This is a genomic window from Roseomonas sp. SRI_022 (assembly GCF_057586215.1).
This window is the reverse complement of sequence record NZ_JBYCZL010000001.1, coordinates 93,704-112,640: the sequence shown is the minus strand read 5'-3', so window position 1 is coordinate 112,640 and position 18,937 is coordinate 93,704. Positions and strand designations below refer to the sequence as shown.

At 69.8% G+C, this 18,937-nt stretch carries 11 protein-coding genes; 6 read left to right on the top strand and 5 right to left on the bottom strand.

The window, feature by feature from the left end; translation table 11 throughout:
• Nucleotides 1–19 precede the first annotated feature (19 nt).
• Together AC2YHJ_RS00455 and AC2YHJ_RS00450 are read left to right on the top strand one after the other, a co-directional pair.
• Nucleotides 20–1,597 carry an ABC transporter substrate-binding protein gene (locus AC2YHJ_RS00455; protein WP_487393329.1) on the top strand — a complete coding sequence of 526 codons (1,578 nt, stop codon included), beginning with the start codon at nt 20–22 and terminating at the stop codon, nt 1,595–1,597.
• A complete protein-coding gene (locus AC2YHJ_RS00450) occupies nt 1,594–3,894 on the top strand; it encodes a penicillin acylase family protein (RefSeq protein WP_487393328.1) in 2,301 nt (766 codons plus the stop codon). Before AC2YHJ_RS00455 ends, AC2YHJ_RS00450 begins: the two co-directional genes overlap by 4 nt.
• A 3-nt stretch (nt 3,895–3,897) precedes the next feature.
• On the opposite strand, the gene AC2YHJ_RS00445 is transcribed toward AC2YHJ_RS00450, so the two are convergent.
• The gene (locus AC2YHJ_RS00445) at nt 3,898–5,130 is read right to left on the bottom strand and encodes an aminotransferase class III-fold pyridoxal phosphate-dependent enzyme (RefSeq protein WP_487393327.1); all 1,233 of its coding nucleotides are present in this window, start codon (nt 5,128–5,130) and stop codon (nt 3,898–3,900) included.
• A 119-nt stretch (nt 5,131–5,249) separates the two neighbouring features.
• Here AC2YHJ_RS00445 and AC2YHJ_RS00440 point away from each other — a divergent pair, with 119 nt between their 5' ends.
• The gene (locus tag AC2YHJ_RS00440) at nt 5,250–6,695 is read left to right on the top strand and encodes an amidase (RefSeq protein ID WP_487393326.1); all 1,446 of its coding nucleotides are present in this window, start codon (nt 5,250–5,252) and stop codon (nt 6,693–6,695) included.
• Between the two features lie 2 nt (nt 6,696–6,697).
• Here the strand turns inward: AC2YHJ_RS00440 and AC2YHJ_RS00435 are convergent, their stop codons facing one another.
• The 4 genes from AC2YHJ_RS00435 to AC2YHJ_RS00420 all read right to left on the bottom strand — a co-directional run bounded on the left by AC2YHJ_RS00435 (nt 6,698) and on the right by AC2YHJ_RS00420 (nt 12,802).
• The gene (locus AC2YHJ_RS00435) at nt 6,698–8,797 is read right to left on the bottom strand and encodes a hydantoinase/oxoprolinase family protein (RefSeq protein WP_487393325.1); all 2,100 of its coding nucleotides are present in this window, start codon (nt 8,795–8,797) and stop codon (nt 6,698–6,700) included.
• A gap of 5 nt (nt 8,798–8,802) precedes the next feature.
• Nucleotides 8,803–10,458: a hydantoinase B/oxoprolinase family protein gene (locus tag AC2YHJ_RS00430; RefSeq protein WP_487393324.1), complete on the bottom strand. Its 1,656-nt coding sequence runs from the start codon at nt 10,456–10,458 to the stop codon at nt 8,803–8,805.
• 115 nt (nt 10,459–10,573) lie between these two features.
• Nucleotides 10,574–11,338, bottom strand: a complete 765-nt coding sequence (locus AC2YHJ_RS00425; RefSeq protein WP_487393323.1) for a citryl-CoA lyase — start codon at nt 11,336–11,338, stop codon at nt 10,574–10,576.
• Nucleotides 11,339–11,410: 72 nt separating this feature from the next.
• Nucleotides 11,411–12,802: an amidase gene (locus tag AC2YHJ_RS00420; protein ID WP_487393322.1), complete on the bottom strand. Its 1,392-nt coding sequence runs from the start codon at nt 12,800–12,802 to the stop codon at nt 11,411–11,413.
• 238 nt (nt 12,803–13,040) lie between these two features.
• Between AC2YHJ_RS00420 and AC2YHJ_RS00415 the strand changes: the two genes are divergently transcribed.
• The 3 genes from AC2YHJ_RS00415 to AC2YHJ_RS00405 are packed head-to-tail and all read left to right on the top strand — an operon-like array spanning nt 13,041 to nt 18,935.
• On the top strand, nt 13,041–14,438 hold the full coding sequence (locus AC2YHJ_RS00415; protein ID WP_487393321.1) for an efflux transporter outer membrane subunit: 1,398 nt from the start codon (nt 13,041–13,043) through the stop codon (nt 14,436–14,438).
• Nucleotides 14,435–15,790 (top strand): efflux RND transporter periplasmic adaptor subunit, encoded by a 1,356-nt coding sequence (locus AC2YHJ_RS00410; RefSeq protein WP_487393320.1) that lies wholly within the window; start codon nt 14,435–14,437, stop codon nt 15,788–15,790. Before AC2YHJ_RS00415 ends, AC2YHJ_RS00410 begins: the two co-directional genes overlap by 4 nt.
• 10 nt (nt 15,791–15,800) lie before the next feature.
• Complete coding sequence (locus AC2YHJ_RS00405) at nt 15,801–18,935, top strand: efflux RND transporter permease subunit (RefSeq protein WP_487393319.1); 3,135 nt, start codon at nt 15,801–15,803, stop codon at nt 18,933–18,935.
• The last annotated feature ends 2 nt before the right edge of the window (nt 18,936–18,937 follow it).

The window sequence follows — 18,937 nt, the reverse complement described above, 5'->3', positions numbered from 1 at the left end:
CAGGGTGAAGGAGACGGGCATGCTGCAACAGGGCACGGGCCGGCGGGCCATCCTTGCTGGAGGGGCGGCACTCGCGACCACCGGCATCATCCGCCCGCGCGAGGCCCGCGCCGCCGGCACGCTCGACATCGTGCTGGAATCGGAGGTGGTGATCCTCGACCCGCATGTGATCACCGCCGCGATCACCCGCACCTTCGCAACCCATATCTTCGACACGCTGTTCGCCATGGACGATCGCGGACAGATCCGTCCGCAGATGGTCGAGGCGTGGGAGACCTCACCCGATCGCCTGACCTGGCGCTTCCGGCTGCGTGACGGGCTGACATGGCATGACGGCGCGCCGGTGACCGCGGCCGAATGCGTCCTGTCGCTGAAGCGCTGGGCGCCGCGCGATCCGCTGGGCCGCATGCTGGACGCCGCGACGGCGTCGCTGGAAGCGACCGATGCGCGGACCTTCGTGCTGACGCTGAAGGAACCCTTCCCGCTGCTGCTGCAGGTCCTCGGCAAGCCTAACGCGCCGCTGCCGGTGATGATGCCCGAACGGCTCGCACGCGTACCGGGTACGCAGCGGATCACCGAGATCATCGGCTCGGGCCCCTTCCGCTTCCGTGCAGATATCTGGCGCCCCGGCAGCCTGATGGTGCTGGAACGCTTCCCCGGCTACGTGCCGCGGCAGGAGCCGCCGGATTTCCTCGCCGGCGGCAAGGTGGTGAAGGTCGACCAGCTCAACCTGCGGGTCATGCCGGACCAGACCACCGGCGCGAACGCCCTGATGCAGGGCGAGATCCACTACATGCAGTACCTGCCCTTCGACCTGCTGCCGCGCCTGGAACGCGCGCGGGGGGTGCAGTTGCTCGGCCTCGGCGGGCTGCACCAGTTCCAGGGCAATTTCCGGCTGAACCACGCGGCGCCGCCGTTCGACAATCCCGCGGTGCGGCGCGTGCTGTGGAAGCTGGCCGACCAGGGCGCGATCCTGACCGCGATCGGCGTGCCGGAACGCTTCCGCGCGCCGCAATGCCCGTCCTTCTGGATGTGTGATGCGCCCTATTCCACTGATGCGGGTGGTGCCGGGGCACGAGTGGACATCGCGGCCGCGCGCGCCGAGCTCCGCGCCTCCGGGTATCGCGGCGAGCCGGTCATCGCGATGGAGGTGGCGGGATCGATCAGCCAGACCGCCTCCATGGTGCTGGTGCAGAACATGAAGGAAGCCGGCTTCACCGTGGACCAGCAAGTCATGGACTGGGGCACGGTGCTCGCACGTCGCGTGCGGCGCGACGGGTGGTCGATGTTCTCCGTCTATTCGAACGGCACGGACATGTTTTCCCCGCTGACGCATTTCTACGTCGCCTCCACCTGCGCGGATTTCCCGGGCTGGTCCTGCGACGATCGCATCCCTCGCCTGCTGCAGGCCTTCGCGAAGGCCGAGGACGAGGCTGCGCGCGCCCGCGTCGCCGCTGAGATTCAGACCATCTCCTACGATCTCACCCCGGCGGTGATGTGGGGGCAGTTCACCATCCCGGCCGGCTACCGGACGTCCCTGCGCAACCTGGTACGATCCTCCTACCCGATGTTCTGGAATGTGGAGTTGGCCGCTTGACGCCCGAGACGCTGCGCGCGGCGCTGCCCCCAACCGACGGGACGCTGCGCGTCGCCGGGCTTGCCGGACCGGTCGAGGTGCTGCGCGATCCGGAGGGCGTGCCGCATATCCGCGCGCGCAGCCAGGATGACGCCTTCCTGGCGCAGGGCTTCGTCCATGCGCAGGACCGGCTGTTCCAGATGGAGCTGAACCTGCGGCGTGCGCTGGGGCGGAGCGCCGAATGGCTTGGCGCGCCGGCCTTCGAGATGGACGCACTGTGTCGTCGCCTCGGCATGGAGGCGGCGTGCCGGCGGGACTTCGCGGCACTCGGCGACGAGGCGCGCGCGATGCTCGAATCCTATGTCGCCGGTGTGAATGCGTTCCTGGGGTCCGGCGCGCCGCTGCCGGTGGAGTACGGCCTGCTGGATGCGACGCCGCTACACTGGGAGGCGTGGCACCCGATCGCGGTGATGCGCCGGCTCGGGCTGCTGATGGGCTCCGTCTGGTTCAAGCTGTGGCGTGCCGCTGCATTGCCGCGCATCGGCGCTGCGCAGGCGGCGAAGCTGCGGTACGAGGATGGCGGCATCGACCTGCTCTGCATCCCACCCGGCGTCGAGGCGGCCCGCTGGACGGCGACGCTCGGTGACCTCGCGCCGTCGGTCGAGGCGTTGCTTGGGCAGGCCGCGCCCGATGCCGCAGGTGGCGGCAGCAACAACTGGGCGCTGTCAGCCGCGCGCAGCGCCACCGGGCGACCCTTCCTGTCCGGCGATCCGCATCGCGTCTTCGAGATCCCGAACATGTACGCGCAGGGTCATCTCGCCTGCGATGCCTTCGACGTCATCGGCCTGACGGTGCCGGGCGTGCCGGCCTTCCCGCATTTCGCGCATAGCGACCGCGTGGCGTACTGCGTGACCCACGCCTTCGTGGACATCCATGACCTCTTCATCGAACGCTTCGACGCGGGGGCCGCGCATCATCGCTTCCGCGACGCCTGGCTGTCGGTGGCGCGACGGCGCGAGACCATCGCCATCCGCGGCGCGGCGCCGCACGAGATCGAGGTGGTCGAGACGTCGCACGGCCCGGTGATCGCAGGCGATCCGGCGCGTGGGCACGCCATCGCCCTGCGGTCCGTACAGTTTGCCGAGACCGACCTGTCCTTCGACTGCCTGCCGCGCATGCTGCGCGCCGGCAGCGTCCCCGCGCTGTTCGAGGCGACGCGCGGCTGGGGCCTGATCGACCACAACCTCGTCGCCGCTGATACTGATGGACGCATCGGCCATCTGGTGCGCGCGATGGTGCCACGCAGGCCGCGCGAGAATGGCTGGCTGCCGGTGCCCGGCTGGACCGGCGAGCATGAATGGGATGGCTGGATCCCCTTCGAGGCCATGCCACGGCAGATCGATCCGGCGGGCGGCATCATCGTCACCGCCAACAACCGCGTCGTCGCCGATGGCGGCCCGGATTATCTCTGCACCGACTGCCATCCGCCCAACCGCGCGCGGCGGATCATGGAGATGCTGTCGCTGCCGCCCACGGATGCGGAAGCGCAATCCGCGGCGATCCATGGCGACACGCTCTCGGTCAATGCGCTGCTGCTGCGGGATCGCCTCGCGGCGCTGCCGGTGCCGGCGGATGCGGGTGCCGCCGCACTGCGCGAACGCCTGCTCGGCTGGGATGGGCGGATGGCGGCGGGCAGTGTCGCGGCTGGCGGCTACATCGCTCTGCGCCTGGCGCTGACGCGCATCCTGGCGGAACGTAGTGGCCTCGGCGGGCTCGCGGGTGATCCCTTGCTCGCCGTGCCGCCCGGCGTGGTGCCGCTGAACCAGTTGTGGTGGACCTTGCCGGCGCTGCTGCGCGCGGATGATGCCTCGCTGCTCGGCGGCTGGGGTTGGACGCAGGCGATCGGGGCGGCGCTTGCCGTTGCCGCGACCGATCCCGTCGCCGCTCAGCCCTGGGGGGAGGCGCATCGCCCGCGCTTCGCCCATCCGCTCTCCGCGCTGTTCCCGGAGGCGGCCGCGCTGCTGGACCCGACCGCGCAGGCCATCGGCGGCGATGGCGACACGGTCTTCGCCAACGGGTTGCTGCCGGCATCCGGCCCGCGCGCGACCTATGGCGCGCTGGCGCGCTACGCCTTCGATGTGGGCGCGTGGGAGAATTCGCGCTGGACGGTCTTCCACGGCGCCTCCGGCCATCCCGGCAGCCCGCACTACGCGGACCAGCATCAGGCCTGGGCGGAAGCGCGCATGGTGCCGATGCGCTACGGCTGGGAGGGCATCGGCGCAGCGGCAACCGCGCGCCAGGCCCTCATGCCGGGCTGACCATCAGCCCATCCGCGCGACGGCAGCGAGGCCCGCATCGGCCGCCTGCAGCGCAAGGTCGATATCGGCCGGCTGATGCGCGAAGGAGAGGAACATGTTGTGCCGCGGGTGGAAATACGCGCCGGCCCGCAGCGCGGCCGCGCAGAAGGCGTTGCCCTTGCGCATGTCCGTATCGTCCTCGAACAGCACCAGCGGCATCTGCGCCGGGCCGGATTGGCGGATCCCGACGCCATGGCGCGCGGCGAGCGCATCGAGCCCGACGCGGAACCGTTCCCCCATCGCCCGCATATGCGCAGGTCCGTCGATGCGTCGCAATTCGTTGACCGTCGCGACCGCCGCCGCCATCGACACCGCCGCGCACCAGAAGGAGCCCGTGGTGTAGATGCGCGTCGCACCTCCCCGGAATCGCTCGGTGCCCGTCACGGCGGCAAGCGCGTGCCCATTGGCGATCGCCTTGCTGTAGGCCGCGAGGTCCGGCCGCACGCCGATCCATTCCCAGGATCCGCCCAGGTCCAGCCGAAACCCCGCGCGCACATCATCGAGGATCAGCGCGGCGCCGGTCGCGTCGCAGATCTCGCGCGCCGCCCGGCCGAAGGCGGGATCGGGCAGTTCCAGGTCGCGGCCCATGTCGTGACGGAAGGCGGTGACGATGACCGCGGCGAGGTCGCCCTTCGCCTGGTCCGCCGCCGCCTGCAGCGACGCTGCGTCGTTGTAGTCGAAATGCAGTAGATGGGCGCGGTCTTCCACCGTCACGCCGGCGAGGGAGGGCGTGCACCACGGCGCGGCACCGTGATACGACCCGCGCGCTACCAGCACCTTGCGCCGCCCCGTGCCGGCGCGTGCGATGGTGACGCAGGCCGTGGTCGCATCGGTGCCGTTCTTCTGGAACAGGCACCAATCGGCGTGTGGGATCATGCCGACCAGTGTTTCCGCAAGTTCGACCAGCACAGGCGCCGGGCCGTTCATCGCGTCGCCCTGCGCGGCCTGGCGGCGCACGGCTTCCTCGACCACCGGGTTGCGGTAGCCGAGCACCATCGGACCCCAGCCGCACATGAAGTCGATGAACTCGCGGCCATCAGCGTCGCGCAGGCGACAACCCTCGGCGGAGACGAAGAATTGCGGATAGCCATCCGGCAGGTTGGCGGCGTTGAGATGCCCCCACAGCCCGCCCGGAATGACCCGGCGCGCCCGCGCGCGCAGCATCGCATCGGGGCTGTTGGCAAGGTCGTTCGGCATCGCGGAGGCTCCATCAGGCGCGATGAAGCCTATCGCCGCCGCGCGCGGCGCGCCAACCGTGCGGTCGATTGCCGAAATGCGCGCCATGCGCTGTGCTGTCACAGTTCCGGAGGATGTCCATGTCCACTGACGACCTGCTGTTCATGTCAGCCACGCGTGCCGCCGCGCTGATCCGCCGCGGTGATCTCTCGCCCGTCGCCTACGTCGATACGGTGCTCGCGGCGATCGCGCGCGCGCAGCCCTTGCTGAATTGCTTCGCCATCGTGGATGAGGAAGGCGCCCGCCGCGACGCCGTCGCGGCCGAGAGCGCCGTTGCCTCTGGCGTGCCGCTTGGCCCACTTCATGGCGTGCCCGTTCACATCAAGGACCTGATCGACGTGGCTGGGCTGCGCACGCGGCACGGATCCGCGATCTACGCCGATGCCGCGCCGGCGGCGCAGGACAATATATTGGTCGCGCGGCTGCGTGCGGCCGGGGCGATCATTGTCGGCAAGACGACCACGCCGGAATTCGGCGTGAAGGGCCTGACGGACGGGCCTGCCTTCGGCACCACGCGCAATCCGTGGAATCTCGAACGCACCTCGGGCGGGTCCTCGGGCGGCGCAGCAGCGGCCGTGGCGGCGGGGCTTGGGCCGATCGGGCTCGGCACGGATGGCGCGGGGTCGATCCGCGGGCCGGCAGCCTGCTGCGGATTGGTGGGGCTGAAACCGACGCTTGGCGCGGTGCCGGCGGATACGGCTCGCGACGCCTTCGCCAACAACACCTATGCCGGGCCTCTGGCGCGCACGGTGACGGATGCCGCGGTGATGCATGCGGTCCTCACCGGCCCGAGCGCGCAGGATCCGTGGAGCCTCGGTGGGGCGGGCGCGGCGCGCCCGTTGTCGCCGACGCTGATGGGCGATGACCTGTCTGGCCTGCGCATCGGCTACATCCCCCGCTGCGCCAATCCACGCGTCGCCGCGGATGTCGCGGCGAATACCCGCGCCGCGCTCGACGCCTGGGCAGCGATGGGCGCGGTGGTGGAGGAAGTGACCGAGGCAATCGACTGGATCGAGTATGAGGGGCGCGTGCTCTACCAGGCGAATTTCGCTGTCTTCTGCGCGCCGCACCTGCCGCAATGGCGCGACCGCATGGATCCCGTAACGGTCGCCTTCATGGAACGCGGCGCGGGCTTCACCCTCGCCGATTTCCGCAACGCCGAGTTCGCGCGCACGCGACTGTTCCGTGCCATCCAGGCGCTGTTCGGCCGCTACGACATGCTGGTGACGCCGACCATGGCGCGCACTGCACTGCCCGCGGCCTTCGATGCCGCCAATGACGACGTCATCATCGACGGCATCAAGTGCGGCATCACCCGGCAGGGTTGGACCTCTCCGCAATATCCCTTCAACCTGACCGGCCATCCCGCGGCGACACTGCCATCCGGCTTCGGCGATGACGGCCTGCCGACCGGCGTGCAGGTGGTCGGGCGCTGGGGCGCGGAGGCGGATATCCTGCGCGTGGGCGCGCTGCTGGAAACCGCGCGCCCCTGGGTGGACCGCCGGCCCGTGCTGCCGGTGGCCTGACGTCAGGGCAGGTCGATGACGAGGTTCAGGAAGTCATCGACCACCACACCGCTGTCCGGGCCGACGACGCAGGTGGATTCGCGTTCCTCGATCAGGACCGGGCCCTGCAGCCGGGCGCCAGTGCGCAAGGCGTAGCGGTCATAGACCGGGCAATCCTGCCAGCCCGCGCCCTCGAACAGCACGCGCCGGTGGGTACGCGGCGCCAGCGTCGCGGAGGCGTCGGTGCGCGGCACGGCGCCGGCCAGGTCGATGGTCCAGCCGGGCGCGGCGCAGGACAGGCGCCAGCTCAGCGCCTCGATCGGGCTCTCCTCGACCACGCGTTCGAAGCGGTCGCGGTAGATATCGAAGAAGGCGGTACGGATCGCGGGGACATCGGCATCCGAGAGTTCCAGGCCCGGCAGCGGCACCGGCACCTCGAAGCCCTGGCCGACATGGCGCATCTCGGCGACGGGGCGGAAGGTGATGGTATCGGCCTTCGCGCCGGCTTCGGTCAGCAACTGCGTGCCGATCTGCTTCATCTCGGCGAAGAGCCCGTTGACCCGCGCCCAGTCGATACGTTCCAGCCGCGCGACATAGGACCGCACCATGTCGGTCGCCGGTGGCGCCACCAGGAAGCCAAGCGCGGAGGCAACGCCCGCGCCCAGCGGCACGACCAGCCGCTTGATCTTCAGCAGCCGCGCGAGGTTCCAGGCATGCACCGGCCCCGCGCCGCCGAAGGCAATCATGGTGTAGCGGCGCGGATCCTTGCCTTTCTCAGCAAGGTGCATGCGCGTCGCGGAGGCCATGGTCTCATCGACGATGCGCTGCACGCCGAGCGCGGCCTGTTCGACATCGATGCCGGTCTCGGCGGTGATGCGCGCCTCGAACGCGCGGCGAACCGGATCGAGGTTCAGCGCCATCTCGCCGCCGAGAAAGTAAGCGGGATCGAGCCGGCCGAGCACGAGGTCGGCATCCGTCACCGCCGGCTCCGTACCGCCGCGCCCGTAGCAGACCGGCCCGGGCTTCGCGCCCGCGCTGCGCGGACCGACCTTCATAAGCCCCGAGCCGGGATCGATACGCGCGAGGGACCCGCCGCCCGCACCGATCTCGATCATGTCCACCACCGAGACCTTCAGCGGCAGGCCCGATCCCTTCTGGAAGCGGCGCACGCGACCGGCCTCGAAGTCGAATTTGTGGTTGGGCTCGTGGTGGTCGACCAAGCACATCTTCGCGGTGGTGCCGCCCATGTCGAAGGACACGACATGTTCGAGCCCGGCGAGGCGCGAGATGAAGGCGGAGGCCATCGCGCCCGCCGCCGGGCCGGATTCGATCAGGCGGATCGGGAAGTCCTTCGCCTCCCGGACGGTGGTGATGCCGCCGCCCGAGAGCATGATGTAGAGATTGCCGCGGAAGCCCGTCGCTTCCAGCGAGGACTGCACGCGGTCGAGGTAACGCGCCATCAGCGGCTGCACATAGGCATTGGCGCAGGCGGTCGAGGTGCGTTCGAACTCGCGGATTTCCGGTGCCACTTCCGCAGACAACGAAATCGGCAGCGACGGATAAAGGCTGCGAATGATCTCGCCCGCACGCTTTTCATGCTGCGGGGCGTGGTAGGAATGCAGGAAGCCGACGGCGATGGCCTCGGCCCCTTCGGCTTCCACGAGCTGCCTCGCGGCGGTCGCGACGGCCGCCTCGTCCAGCGGCTTCAACACGCGACCATCGGCGGCGATGCGTTCTGGGATTTCGAGGCGCAGCGCGCGCGGCACCAGCAGCGCCGGGGTTTCCAGGAACAAATCGTAGAGGTCGTAGCGCGTCTCGCGCCCGATCTCGATGCTGTCGCGGAAGCCGTCGGTGGTCAGCAGACCGACCGTCGCACCGGTGCGCTCGATGATGGTGTTGGTCACCAGCGTCGTGCCGTGAATGACGCTGTGCACATCCCCGGGCTGGAGGCCGGCCTCGCGCAGGATGCGCGCAATGCCGGCGAGGATCGCCTCGGAAGGGTCGTCCGGCGTGGTGAGCAGCTTGCCGGTGCGCACGATATTGCGGACGGGATCGTGCAGCACCAGGTCAGTGAAGGTGCCGCCGACATCGACGCCGACGCGCGCGGAAGCGGTGGTGGTCATGCGCGTCACTCCACGCCGTAGATGGTCTTGGCCGCCGCGGCGGTGATGTAGCCGTGGCGAAGGTCGTCCTTCACCGCCTCGCGCGACCGCTTCCTCGGGTCGCCGTATCCGCCGCCGCCGGCATAGAGCAGCAGCACCGACTGGCGTGGCTCGATGGAGGTGCGCGACTTTGGATGCGGCTTTGTTCCGTCGCCGAAGGTGATCACCGAAGGTCCGCCGGCCAGGCCGCCCAGGATGCCGCCGGCCGGATTGTCGTGGCGATCGGACAGCAGCGAGAGCCGCGCCGCCGTGTCCGTGTCGAGTTCGAGCTCGATCTCCTGCCCCAGCCCACCGCGGAACGTGCCGGGGCCGCCGGAATCCACGCGCAGGCGTTTCCTGCGCACGATGATGGGCGCGACCGATTCATAGGCCTCGATCGACCCCGCGCCGACATTGGTCGGGAAGGCGGTGGCCGACATGCCGTCCTTGTGCGGGCAGGCGCCCATGCCGCCGGAGGCGAACAGCACCTGGGAGAAGCTGTCCCCATCCGGCTTGGTGCCGCTGAACAGCGCACGCATGGTTGGCGCGCCGCCGCAATCGGCGATGACTTTGTTCGGGATGATCTGCGCCAGCGCCTGATAGATTGCGCCCGCGAGCAGATGACCGGTCAATTGCCGCGCGCTGACCGGCGCGGGATAGAGCGGGTTCAGGATCGAGCGCTCAGGCGCGGCCACCGTGATCGCCTGGTACGACCCCTCGTTCCGCGGCGTGAAGGGGTCGAGCGCGCATTTCACCGGATAGACCGAGTAGGCATGCGTGTAGTTCATCACGCAATTGATGCCGCGATCGATCTGCGGCGAGGTTCCGGCGTAGTCGATATGCATCGTCTCGCCCTTCACCGTCACGGTGCAGACGATGCGAGTGTGCTTGTCGTCGAAGCCGTCGGCGGTGATCTCGGAGTGCCAGGTGCCGTCGGGGACTTCCGCGATGGCGCGGCGCATCGCGCGATCGGCGCGCTCGGACAGCGCGGCGGACAGCTCCTGCAGGTCGGGCAGGCCGGTATCCTCGAGGAATTCCGCGACGCGGCGCGCGCCGACTTCGGCCGCGACCACCTGCGCCTGCAGATCGCCGAGCACCTGGCGCGGCACGCGCACATTGCCGAGCAGGATGTCGAGCAGCTGCTGGTTCCACTGTCCTTCCCGCAGCAGACGCGCGGGCGGGATGCGGATGCCTTCCTCGAAGATCTCGCGGCAATCGGCCGACCACAGGGACCCGCCGACATCGGGCGAATGGGAGATGGACCCCGAGAAACCGACCAGTCGACCGCGATGGAAGATGCCGGTCACCACCGTGAAGTCCGGCAGGTGGCCCGTCGCGAGCCAGGGGTCGTTGGTGACCACGGTGTCGCCCGGCTTCCAGGCGTCGGCCGGGAAGCGCTTCAGGAAATCCTTCGTGGTGCGCGGCAGGATGCAGGAGAAGGAGGCAAGGCCGCCGGTGTTCTCGCTGACGGAATCGCCGTTGCGATCCATCAGCACCGTGGCGAAGTCGTTGGATTCCCGAACGATGGTCGAAAAAGCGGTGCGCAGGAGGCCGGTGGCGGCCTCGTCGGCCGCGGAGATCAGCCGGTTCCAGTAGATCTCCAGGGTGATGGGGTCGAGGGCGGCCGCCTGCGGTTCTGACATCGCATCCATCCGGTCATGCTGCTGTGCGATGTCAATCTTAGGGATGGCTGGCCGCGCCTCGCCAATATGACTTACGTTGGTATCCAGATGTTCTGCGAATGAATGAGACCCAGCGCTACTCGGCCGGCGGGTCGCGATAACGCACATTCTGCTTGGCGAGCTTCTCGACCAGCCGCGCCGACCCGCTCTGCCTCTCCTCCGCGATATGCGCGACCAGCCCGCCGCTGCGCGAAACCACGGCCAGGCCGCGCATCACATCCGGCGCGAAGCCGATGTCGGAGAAGGCCGCACCGATCGCCCCCGTGGCATTGATCGTGATGTGCTTGCCGGCGGCGCGGTCCACCTCCTCCGCCAGGATGCGCAGCATGGCGATGTGTGGCCCGGCGGCGCCCGCCTCCTCGGCGATCTGGAACAGGCGCGCGGACCGCGGGTCATCCGGCTTGTGGAAGCGATGGCCGAAGCCGGGCACGGCCTTCTTCTCAGCACGGTGCTTCGCGACGACCTCGGCACAGTAAGCACGCGGATCGCCGCCCGCCTTCACCCCAGCCTGCAGGATACGCGCGCAGCCTTCCATGGTGCCCATGAAGGTGTCGCCGATGGTCATCAGGGACGCCCCCATCGCCACCTGCATCTGGTCGGGCACCGCGCTGGCGACGAAGCGCGCCGTCAGGGTGTTCAACGTCAGCCCGTGCTCCATCAGGATCACCAGGCAGGCATCCAGCACGCGGGTTTCCGCGGCACTCGGCACGCGGCCGCGCAGCAGGAAGAACACCATCTCCGTATAGGTCAGGTGGCCGACCAGCTCGTTCACCAGGTCTTTGCCGCGGATGGTGATCGATGTCTCGTCGGTTGTGCAGAGATAGGTCGTGTCGCTGTCCATGGCGTTCCCCCGTATCGGTCGTCGTCGGGCAGTCTCGGCCCGCCCCGCTGCATCGACAACCCGCGCCGAGCGTCAGGTCGACGCGAAGGGCACCGTCTCGAGCATCCAGCGCGCGATCGCCGTCACCGCGGCATCGGAATGCGGATGGCCCATCACCTGGATGCCCATCGGCATGCCGCCCACCGCCGTCATCGGCACCGTCACCACCGGCGCGCCGAGTGCCGAGCTCGGCGTGTTGTAGACGGCATCGCCGGTCGGCCGCTTCACCTGCGGCTTGCCCGGCACGTCGCCGGCCCAAAGCGGCGCCGGACCGGGCGAGGCAGGGGCGATGAGGGCGTCAACCATGGGCGCCAGAGCCTCATGGCTGCGACGCATTTCCTCGCGCTTCAGGATGGCGGTACGATAATCGTCGGGCGTCTGCTTCTCCGCCGCGGCGAGCACCGCCTTGGTCCGCGCGCTGACGCCATCGGGGTTGTTCGCGACCAGGTTGCGGATGCCCCAATGGTTCTCCCAGCCGGTGATGACGCTGGTCAGCGCCTGCACGCCCTCCAGCGCCTGCTCGAAGGATTCGACCAGCGGATGGTCGGCGCGGCGCAGCACGGTCACACCCTGCGCGCGCAGCCCTGCCACGATCTCTTCGAACGCGGCACGGCTGGCGTCGTCCATCACGCGCCATCCTTCCGCCTCCATCACCGCGAGCGTCATCGGCCGGCGCGCCGGCGGCGGGCTCGCCGGCCCGAACAGGCCGAGCCGGCCGGGATCGCCGCCGGCGCGCCGCGCGATCTCGATGGCGAGCAACCACATATCCTCGATCGAGCCGGCATGCGGGCCATGCGTGCTCATGCTGGTGGCTTGGCGCTCGCCGCGGTTGATCGCGCCCTGGGTCGGCTTCAGCGCGAAATTGCCGCAGTAGCTCGCGGGTCGGATGATCGACCCGCCCACCTGGGTGCCGATCGCCGCCGGCACCATGCGTGCCCCGACCGCCGCCGCCGAGCCGGAGGAGGACCCGCCCGGCGTGCGCCCCTGGTCGAAGGGGTTGGTGGTCGGGCCGGGATGCGCGCCGCCGAGTTCGGTCGTCACGGTCTTGCCCAGCACCACCGCGCCGGCGCCGCGGAGCGCCCAGACGGCGGCGTTGTCGCGCTTCGGGAAATTGCCGCGCCAGGCCTCGCAGCCCATCTGCGTCGGCATGTCGCGTGTCTCCAGCAGGTCCTTGATGCCGACCGGCATGCCATCGATGGCCGACAAAGGCCGGCCGGACTTCCAGCGCGCCGTGCTGGCATCCGCCGCCTCCCGCGCGCCGGGCTGGTTCATCACGACCCAGGCGCGCACCACGGATTCGCGCTGCGCAATGGTCTCCAGGCAGCGTTCGAGAAATGCGCGGGGCGTGTCGGTGCCGTCGGCAAAGCGCGACGTGGCATCGTGGAAGGTCAGCGCGCGGAAATCCGCGGGCGAATACGTGGTCATGGCGCGTCGGCCCCCTCATGGTCGCGGCATTGATGCGCGGCGGGCGGGCCGCGTCCAGCCGGGGACCGGCCCTGCAACACCCGGTTGCCATTCGATACTGGCGGTGCGGGCCGCGCCGGGCCAAGAAGGACACGAAGGGGTGTGCCCATGGACGCGTCGCAGCCTGATGTTTCGTTCCGCGAGTTCCGTTTCGTTGCCACCGAGCCTGGGCCCTTCGGGCTGCGCGGTCCTGCTGGCCGTGGCCCTCGCCGCCTGCGCGCTGCCCATCGAACCGGCTGAATCCGGCGTCGTTGCCCCGGAACGTTTCGTCGCAGGCGCCGCAGCGCCGGTGGCCGCACCCGCGCCCGATCCGGGCTGGTGGCGAGAGTTCGGCGCGCCGGACCTCGACCGCCTCATGGCCGCGGCGATGGACGGCAATCTCGACCTCGCCGCAGCGACCGCCCGCCTGCGCCAGGCGGATGAGACGCTGCGCATCGCCGGGGCGCAGCTTTTGCCGCTGGTCGAGGGCAGCGTCTCGGTCGGCCGCGCCCGCGGAACCTCCGCAACGCCCGGCACGCCCGCCAATGCGGGGCGGTTCTACGGCGCCACCCTCCAGGCCAGCTACCAGGTCGATTTCTGGGGCGGGCTGAGCGCACAGGAACAGGCCGCCCGCGACAGCGTTACCGCTGCTGCCTTCGGCATCGGCACCGTTACCCTCGCCACGCAATCGGCCGTGGCCACCACCCTGTTCGACCTGCTCGGTGCGCAGGAGCAGCTGGCGACGCAGCGCGACAACCTGCGTATCGCCGAACGCACGCTCGGCATCCTGCGCCAGCGGCTGGCGGTCGGCACCGCGACCGGCCTTGACGTCGCGCAGCAGGAAGCCGTGGTCGCGCAGCAACGTGCGCAGATCCCGCCACTGCAGCAGACGGTCGAGGCAAATACCTTCGCCCTGGCGACCCTGGCCGGGCTGCGGCCGGCGGAGATCATCGTGAACGGGCAGCGCCTCGCCGCGATCCGTGTGCCGGAGATCGCGCCCGGCCTGCCCTCCGCCGTGCTGGTCCGGCGGCCGGATGTGCGTCAGGCAGAGGCCAACCTCGCCGCCGGCAGCGCCGACGTGACCGCCGCCCGAGCCGCGCTGTTCCCCACCATCGCCCTGACCGCCGAGGGTGGTTTGCAGAGCATCGCTTTGCAGACCCTGCTGCGCCCTGGTGCGACGATCTACAGCATCGCCGTCGGGCTGACCCAGACACTGTTCGATGGCGGTGCGCTGCGGGCACAACTGGCGCTGACTCGCGCAAGACGGGAAGAATTACTGGCGAATTATCGCCGCGCGATCCTTTCCGCGCTTCAGGATGCTGAAACCAGCCTGTCGGCGCTGCAGCGCAACAGAGAACTGGTCACCTTGCAGACGGCCCGCGTGGAAGCCGCGCAACGCGCCTATACTGTTGCCGAGGCGCAGTTCCGCGCCGGCACGATCGACCTGCTGACGGTGCTCAACACGCAGACGACCCTGTTCAATGCCCGGCTCGCGCTGGCGCAGGCCCAGGCATCGCGGCTCCAGGCAGCCGCCGCGCTGTTCACCGCCCTCGGCGGCGGCTGGACGGTCGAAAGCCTGCGCGCCGCCCAGGCCGCCGCCGGGGGTCCCGCGCCATGAACGAATTGCCGCGCCCGCCGGTGCCCGAGGCGCCGCGCACACTGGAGACGCCGGCCGCGCCGCGCCGCCGTCGCGCCTGGCGCTGGCTGTTCCTGCTGGCGCTCCTTGGCGGTGGGGGCTGGTATGCTTGGCAGCGCGGCTGGTTGCCTTGGCTGCCGCAGCCGCAGCCTGCCGCGACAACGCAGCCGGCGGGCTTCGGCCCATCTGGCGGCCCGCGCGGACGCGGCGGACTTGCCGTGCCGGTCAGCGCGGCGGAGGCATCCGTCGCCAACGTGCCGATCGTGCTCGACGCGCTCGGCACCGTGCAGGCGTTCAACACCATCGCCATCGTGCCGCAGGTGACCGGGCGAATCACGGAAATCGCCTTCACCGAAGGTCAGGATGTGAAGGCCGGGGATGTGCTGGTGCGGCTGGATCCGCGCGCCTTCCAGGCGGCGCTGGACCAGGCGGTCGCGACCAAGGCGCAGCGGGAGGCGCAGCTCGCCAATGCGCGGCTCGACCTGCAGCGCTACATGACGCTGGTGCGTGGCCAGGGGGCATCGCAGCAGACGCTCGACACGCAGCGCGCGGCCGTCGCGCAGCTCGAAGCCCAGGTGCAGTACGACCAGGCGACCATCGAGAATGCGCAGGTGCAGCTTGACTACACCGTCATCCGCGCGCCGGTGGATGGCCGCGTCGGGCTGCGGCAGGTCGATATCGGCAATCTGGTGCAATCCAGTTCCAGCGGCATCGTCACCGTCACGCAGATCCGCCCGATCAGCGTCACTTTCACCCTGCCGCAGCAGGCGCTGCCGCAGGTCATGCAGGCGATCGCCGCCGGCCCCGTATCGGTTGAGGCGCGCCTGCCCGACCCGGCGATCCCGCGCCAGGACGGCGCGGCAGCGCCCGCCAATCCGGTCGGCACGCTGGTCACGCTGGACAACCAGGTGGACCAGGCAACCGGCACGATCCGGCTCAAGGCCACCTTCGCCAATGACGACCGGCGCCTGTGGCCCGGCGCCTTCGTGAATGTGCGGCTCCAGGTGGCGATGCTGACCGGCGTCACCACCGTTCCGCTGGTGGCGGTGCAGCGCGGGCCGGACGGACCCTTCGCCTTCGTGGTGAAGGCTGACAGCACGGTGGAACAGCGCCCGCTCGTGCTCGGCATCGTCTCGGGCACCCAGGCCGTGGTGCAGCGCGGGCTGCAGCCCGGTGAACGGGTGGTGACCTCTGGCGCGCTGCGGCTGACGGCCGGGGCAGCGGTGCAGGTGGCCGAACCGGTCCGCCCGCCGGCCGGGGGCACGCAGCCGCAGCGGCGGCGGCAGCAGCAACAGACGCCGCAGGGCGCCGCGCCGCCGCCACCGCCGCGGTGAGCCGCGGCGCATGAACATCTCCGCCCCCTTCATCGCGCGGCCGATCGCCACCTCATTGCTCGCGATCGCCGTGCTGCTGGCAGGTCTCTATGGCTATTTGCGCCTGCCGGTCTCCTCGCTGCCGGAGGTCGATTTCCCGACTATCCAGGTGACGACGCAGCTGCCCGGGGCCTCGCCGGACACCATCGCCGTGCTGGTCACCGCCTCGCTTGAACGGCAATTGGCGCAGATCTCCGGGTTGAACGAGATCGTCTCGGTCAGCGGGCCGGGGGTGAGCCGCATCACGCTGCAGTTCAATCTCGGCCGGGACATCGACGACGCAGCACAGGACGTGCAGGCGGCGATCAACGCGGCGCGCGGCACGCTGCCGTCGTCCCTGCCCTACCCGCCGACCTACGCCAAGGTGAACCCGGCGGACCCGCCGATCCTGACGCTCGCGCTGACATCCGACACGCTGCCGGTGGCACGACTGTCGGATGCCGTCGATACGCTGTTGGCGCAGCGGCTGGCGCAGGTGGGCGGCGTCGGGCGGGTGGCGGTGCAGGGCAACATGCGGCCCGCCGTGCGGCTCCAGGTCGATCCGCGCCGGCTGGCCGCCTACAACCTTGGGCTCGACGATGTGCGGACCGCCATCGTCGCTGCGAATGTGGCCGGGCCGAAGGGCTCGGTCGATGGGCCGCAGCAGGCTTCCGCGGTCATGGCCAATGACCAGCTCACGGCGCCGGCATCCTTCGAGAATGTCGTTGTCGCCTGGCGCGGCGACGCGCCGGTACGGCTCCGCGACGTCGGCACGGCGGTCGAGGGCCTGGAGAACACCCTGACCGCCGCCTGGTACAACGGACGGCCGGCCGTTCTGGTGGATGTGCAGCGCCAGCCCGGGGCGAACATCGTCGCCACCGTCGCGGCGCTGCGCGCGCAGTTGCAGTCCTTGGAACGCGCCCTGCCGGCTGGGACGACGCTGTCCATCGTCGCCGACCGCACCGAGATGATCCGTGCCTCGGTCGAGGAAGTGCAGCTGACGCTGATCATCGCGATCGTGCTGGTGGTCCTGGTGATCTTCCTGTTCCTGCGCACGGCGCGCGCCACGATCGTGCCGGGTATCGCCCTGCCGCTGTCCATTGTCGGCACCTTCGGGGTGATGGCGTTGTGCGGCTATACCATCGACAACCTGTCGCTGATGGCGCTGGTCATCGCCACCGGCTTCATCGTCGACGACGCCATCGTGATGATCGAGAACGTCGTCCGACTGGTGGAGAAGGGCCTGCCGCCACTGGAAGCCGCCTTCGAGGGCGCGCGGCAGATCGGCTTCACCATCGTCTCGCTGACCGTCTCGCTGATCGCGGTGTTCATCCCGCTGCTGTTCATGGAAGGCGTGGTCGGGCGTCTGTTCCGCGAATTCGCCATCGTGCTGTCGGTGTCCGTGCTGGTGTCGATGGTCATCTCCCTGACGCTGACGCCGATGATGTGCGGCTATCTGCTGCGTCCCGCCGCGGAGGAGAAGCCCGGCGTCATCAACCACGCCTTCGAGGCCGGTTTCGAGGCGCTGCGTCGCGGCTATGCGGTGACACTGGCCTGGGCGCTGCGGCGGGAAGGGCTGATGCTGCTGCTCGCGGCACTGACGCTGGGCGGCACGGTCTGGCTCTATGTCGCCATGCCCAAGGGCTTCCTGCCGCTGCAGGACACCGGGATCATCGCCATCACGACGGAGGCGCCGCAGGATGTCTCCTTCCGGCGCATGTCGGCGTTGCAACGCGGTGTCGCCGAGATCGTGGCGCGCGATCCGGAGGTCGCCGCCGTCACTTCCGTGGTCGGCGCGGGCACGATCAACCAGGCGCAGAACAGCGGCCGGCTGACCGTCGTGCTACGTCCACGCGCCGAACGGCGGGACGACACCCAGGCGGTGCTCGACCGGCTGGCGCCGCAGCTGGCTGCGCTGCCCGGCATCGTCGCCTATCCGCAGCCGGTGCAGGACATCCAGATCGGCACGCGGGCCTCGAGCACACAATACCAGTACACGGTGATGGATTCCTCTGCCGTCGAGTTGGCGACCTGGGCGCCGCGTTTGCTCGATGCGTTGCGCGCCCTGCCCGAGCTGCGCGACGTCGCGACCGACCAGCGGGAGGACGGGCTGCGTTTGTCGCTCAATGTCGATCGCGGGCGCGCCGCCCGGCTCGGCGTGTCGATGCAGGCGATCGACGACGCGCTTTACAGCGCCTTCGGCCAACGCCAGATCAGCACCATCTATGGCCAATCCAACCAGTATCGCGTGGTGCTGGAGATCGACCCGGCGCTGGCCGGCGACCCCACGGTGATCGGGCAGTTGCGCGTGCCCGGCAGCACCTCGGTCACGGTGAATGGCAATACGACAACCACGGCAGCGCAGGTCCCGCTCGCCGAGCTTGCAACCATCACCCGCGTGCCCGGGCCGCTGACAGTGACGCGGCAGGACCAGTTCCCCGCGGTGACGCTCAGCTTCAACCTCGCCCCTGGCGTGTCTCTGGGGGAGGCCGTCGCGGCCATCGCGCGCGCCGAGCGGCTGCTGAGCATGCCCGACACCATGGTTGGCAGCTATGGCGGCGACGCGGCGGAATTCATGCGTTCCCTGGCCGGACAGGGCTGGCTGATCCTCGCCGCCATCATCGTCATCTACATCGTGCTCGGCGTGCTCTATGAGAGCGTGATCCACCCGATCACCATCCTCTCGACCCTGCCCTCGGCGGGCATTGGCGCGCTGCTGGCGCTGCGGCTGTTCGGCCTGGACCTGAACGTGGTTGGGCTGATCGGCATTGTGCTGCTGATGGGCATCGTCAAGAAGAACGCCATCATGATGATCGACTTCGCGATCGAGGCGCAGCGCGAGCACGGCATGACCCCGCGCGAGGCGATTACCGAAGCCTCCATCCTGCGCTTCCGTCCGATCATGATGACGACCATGGCCGCGCTGCTCGGCGCCGTGCCGCTGGTGATCGGCCATGGTGCGGGCAGCGAGCTGCGCCTGCCACTCGGCATCTCGGTGATCGGCGGGCTGCTGCTGAGCCAGGTGATCACGCTCTACACCACGCCGGTCATCTACCTGGCGATGGAGGCGCTGCGCGCCCGCGTCACAGCCCTCACCCACCGCCCGCGGCCGCAGCCGGCCGAGTAGCG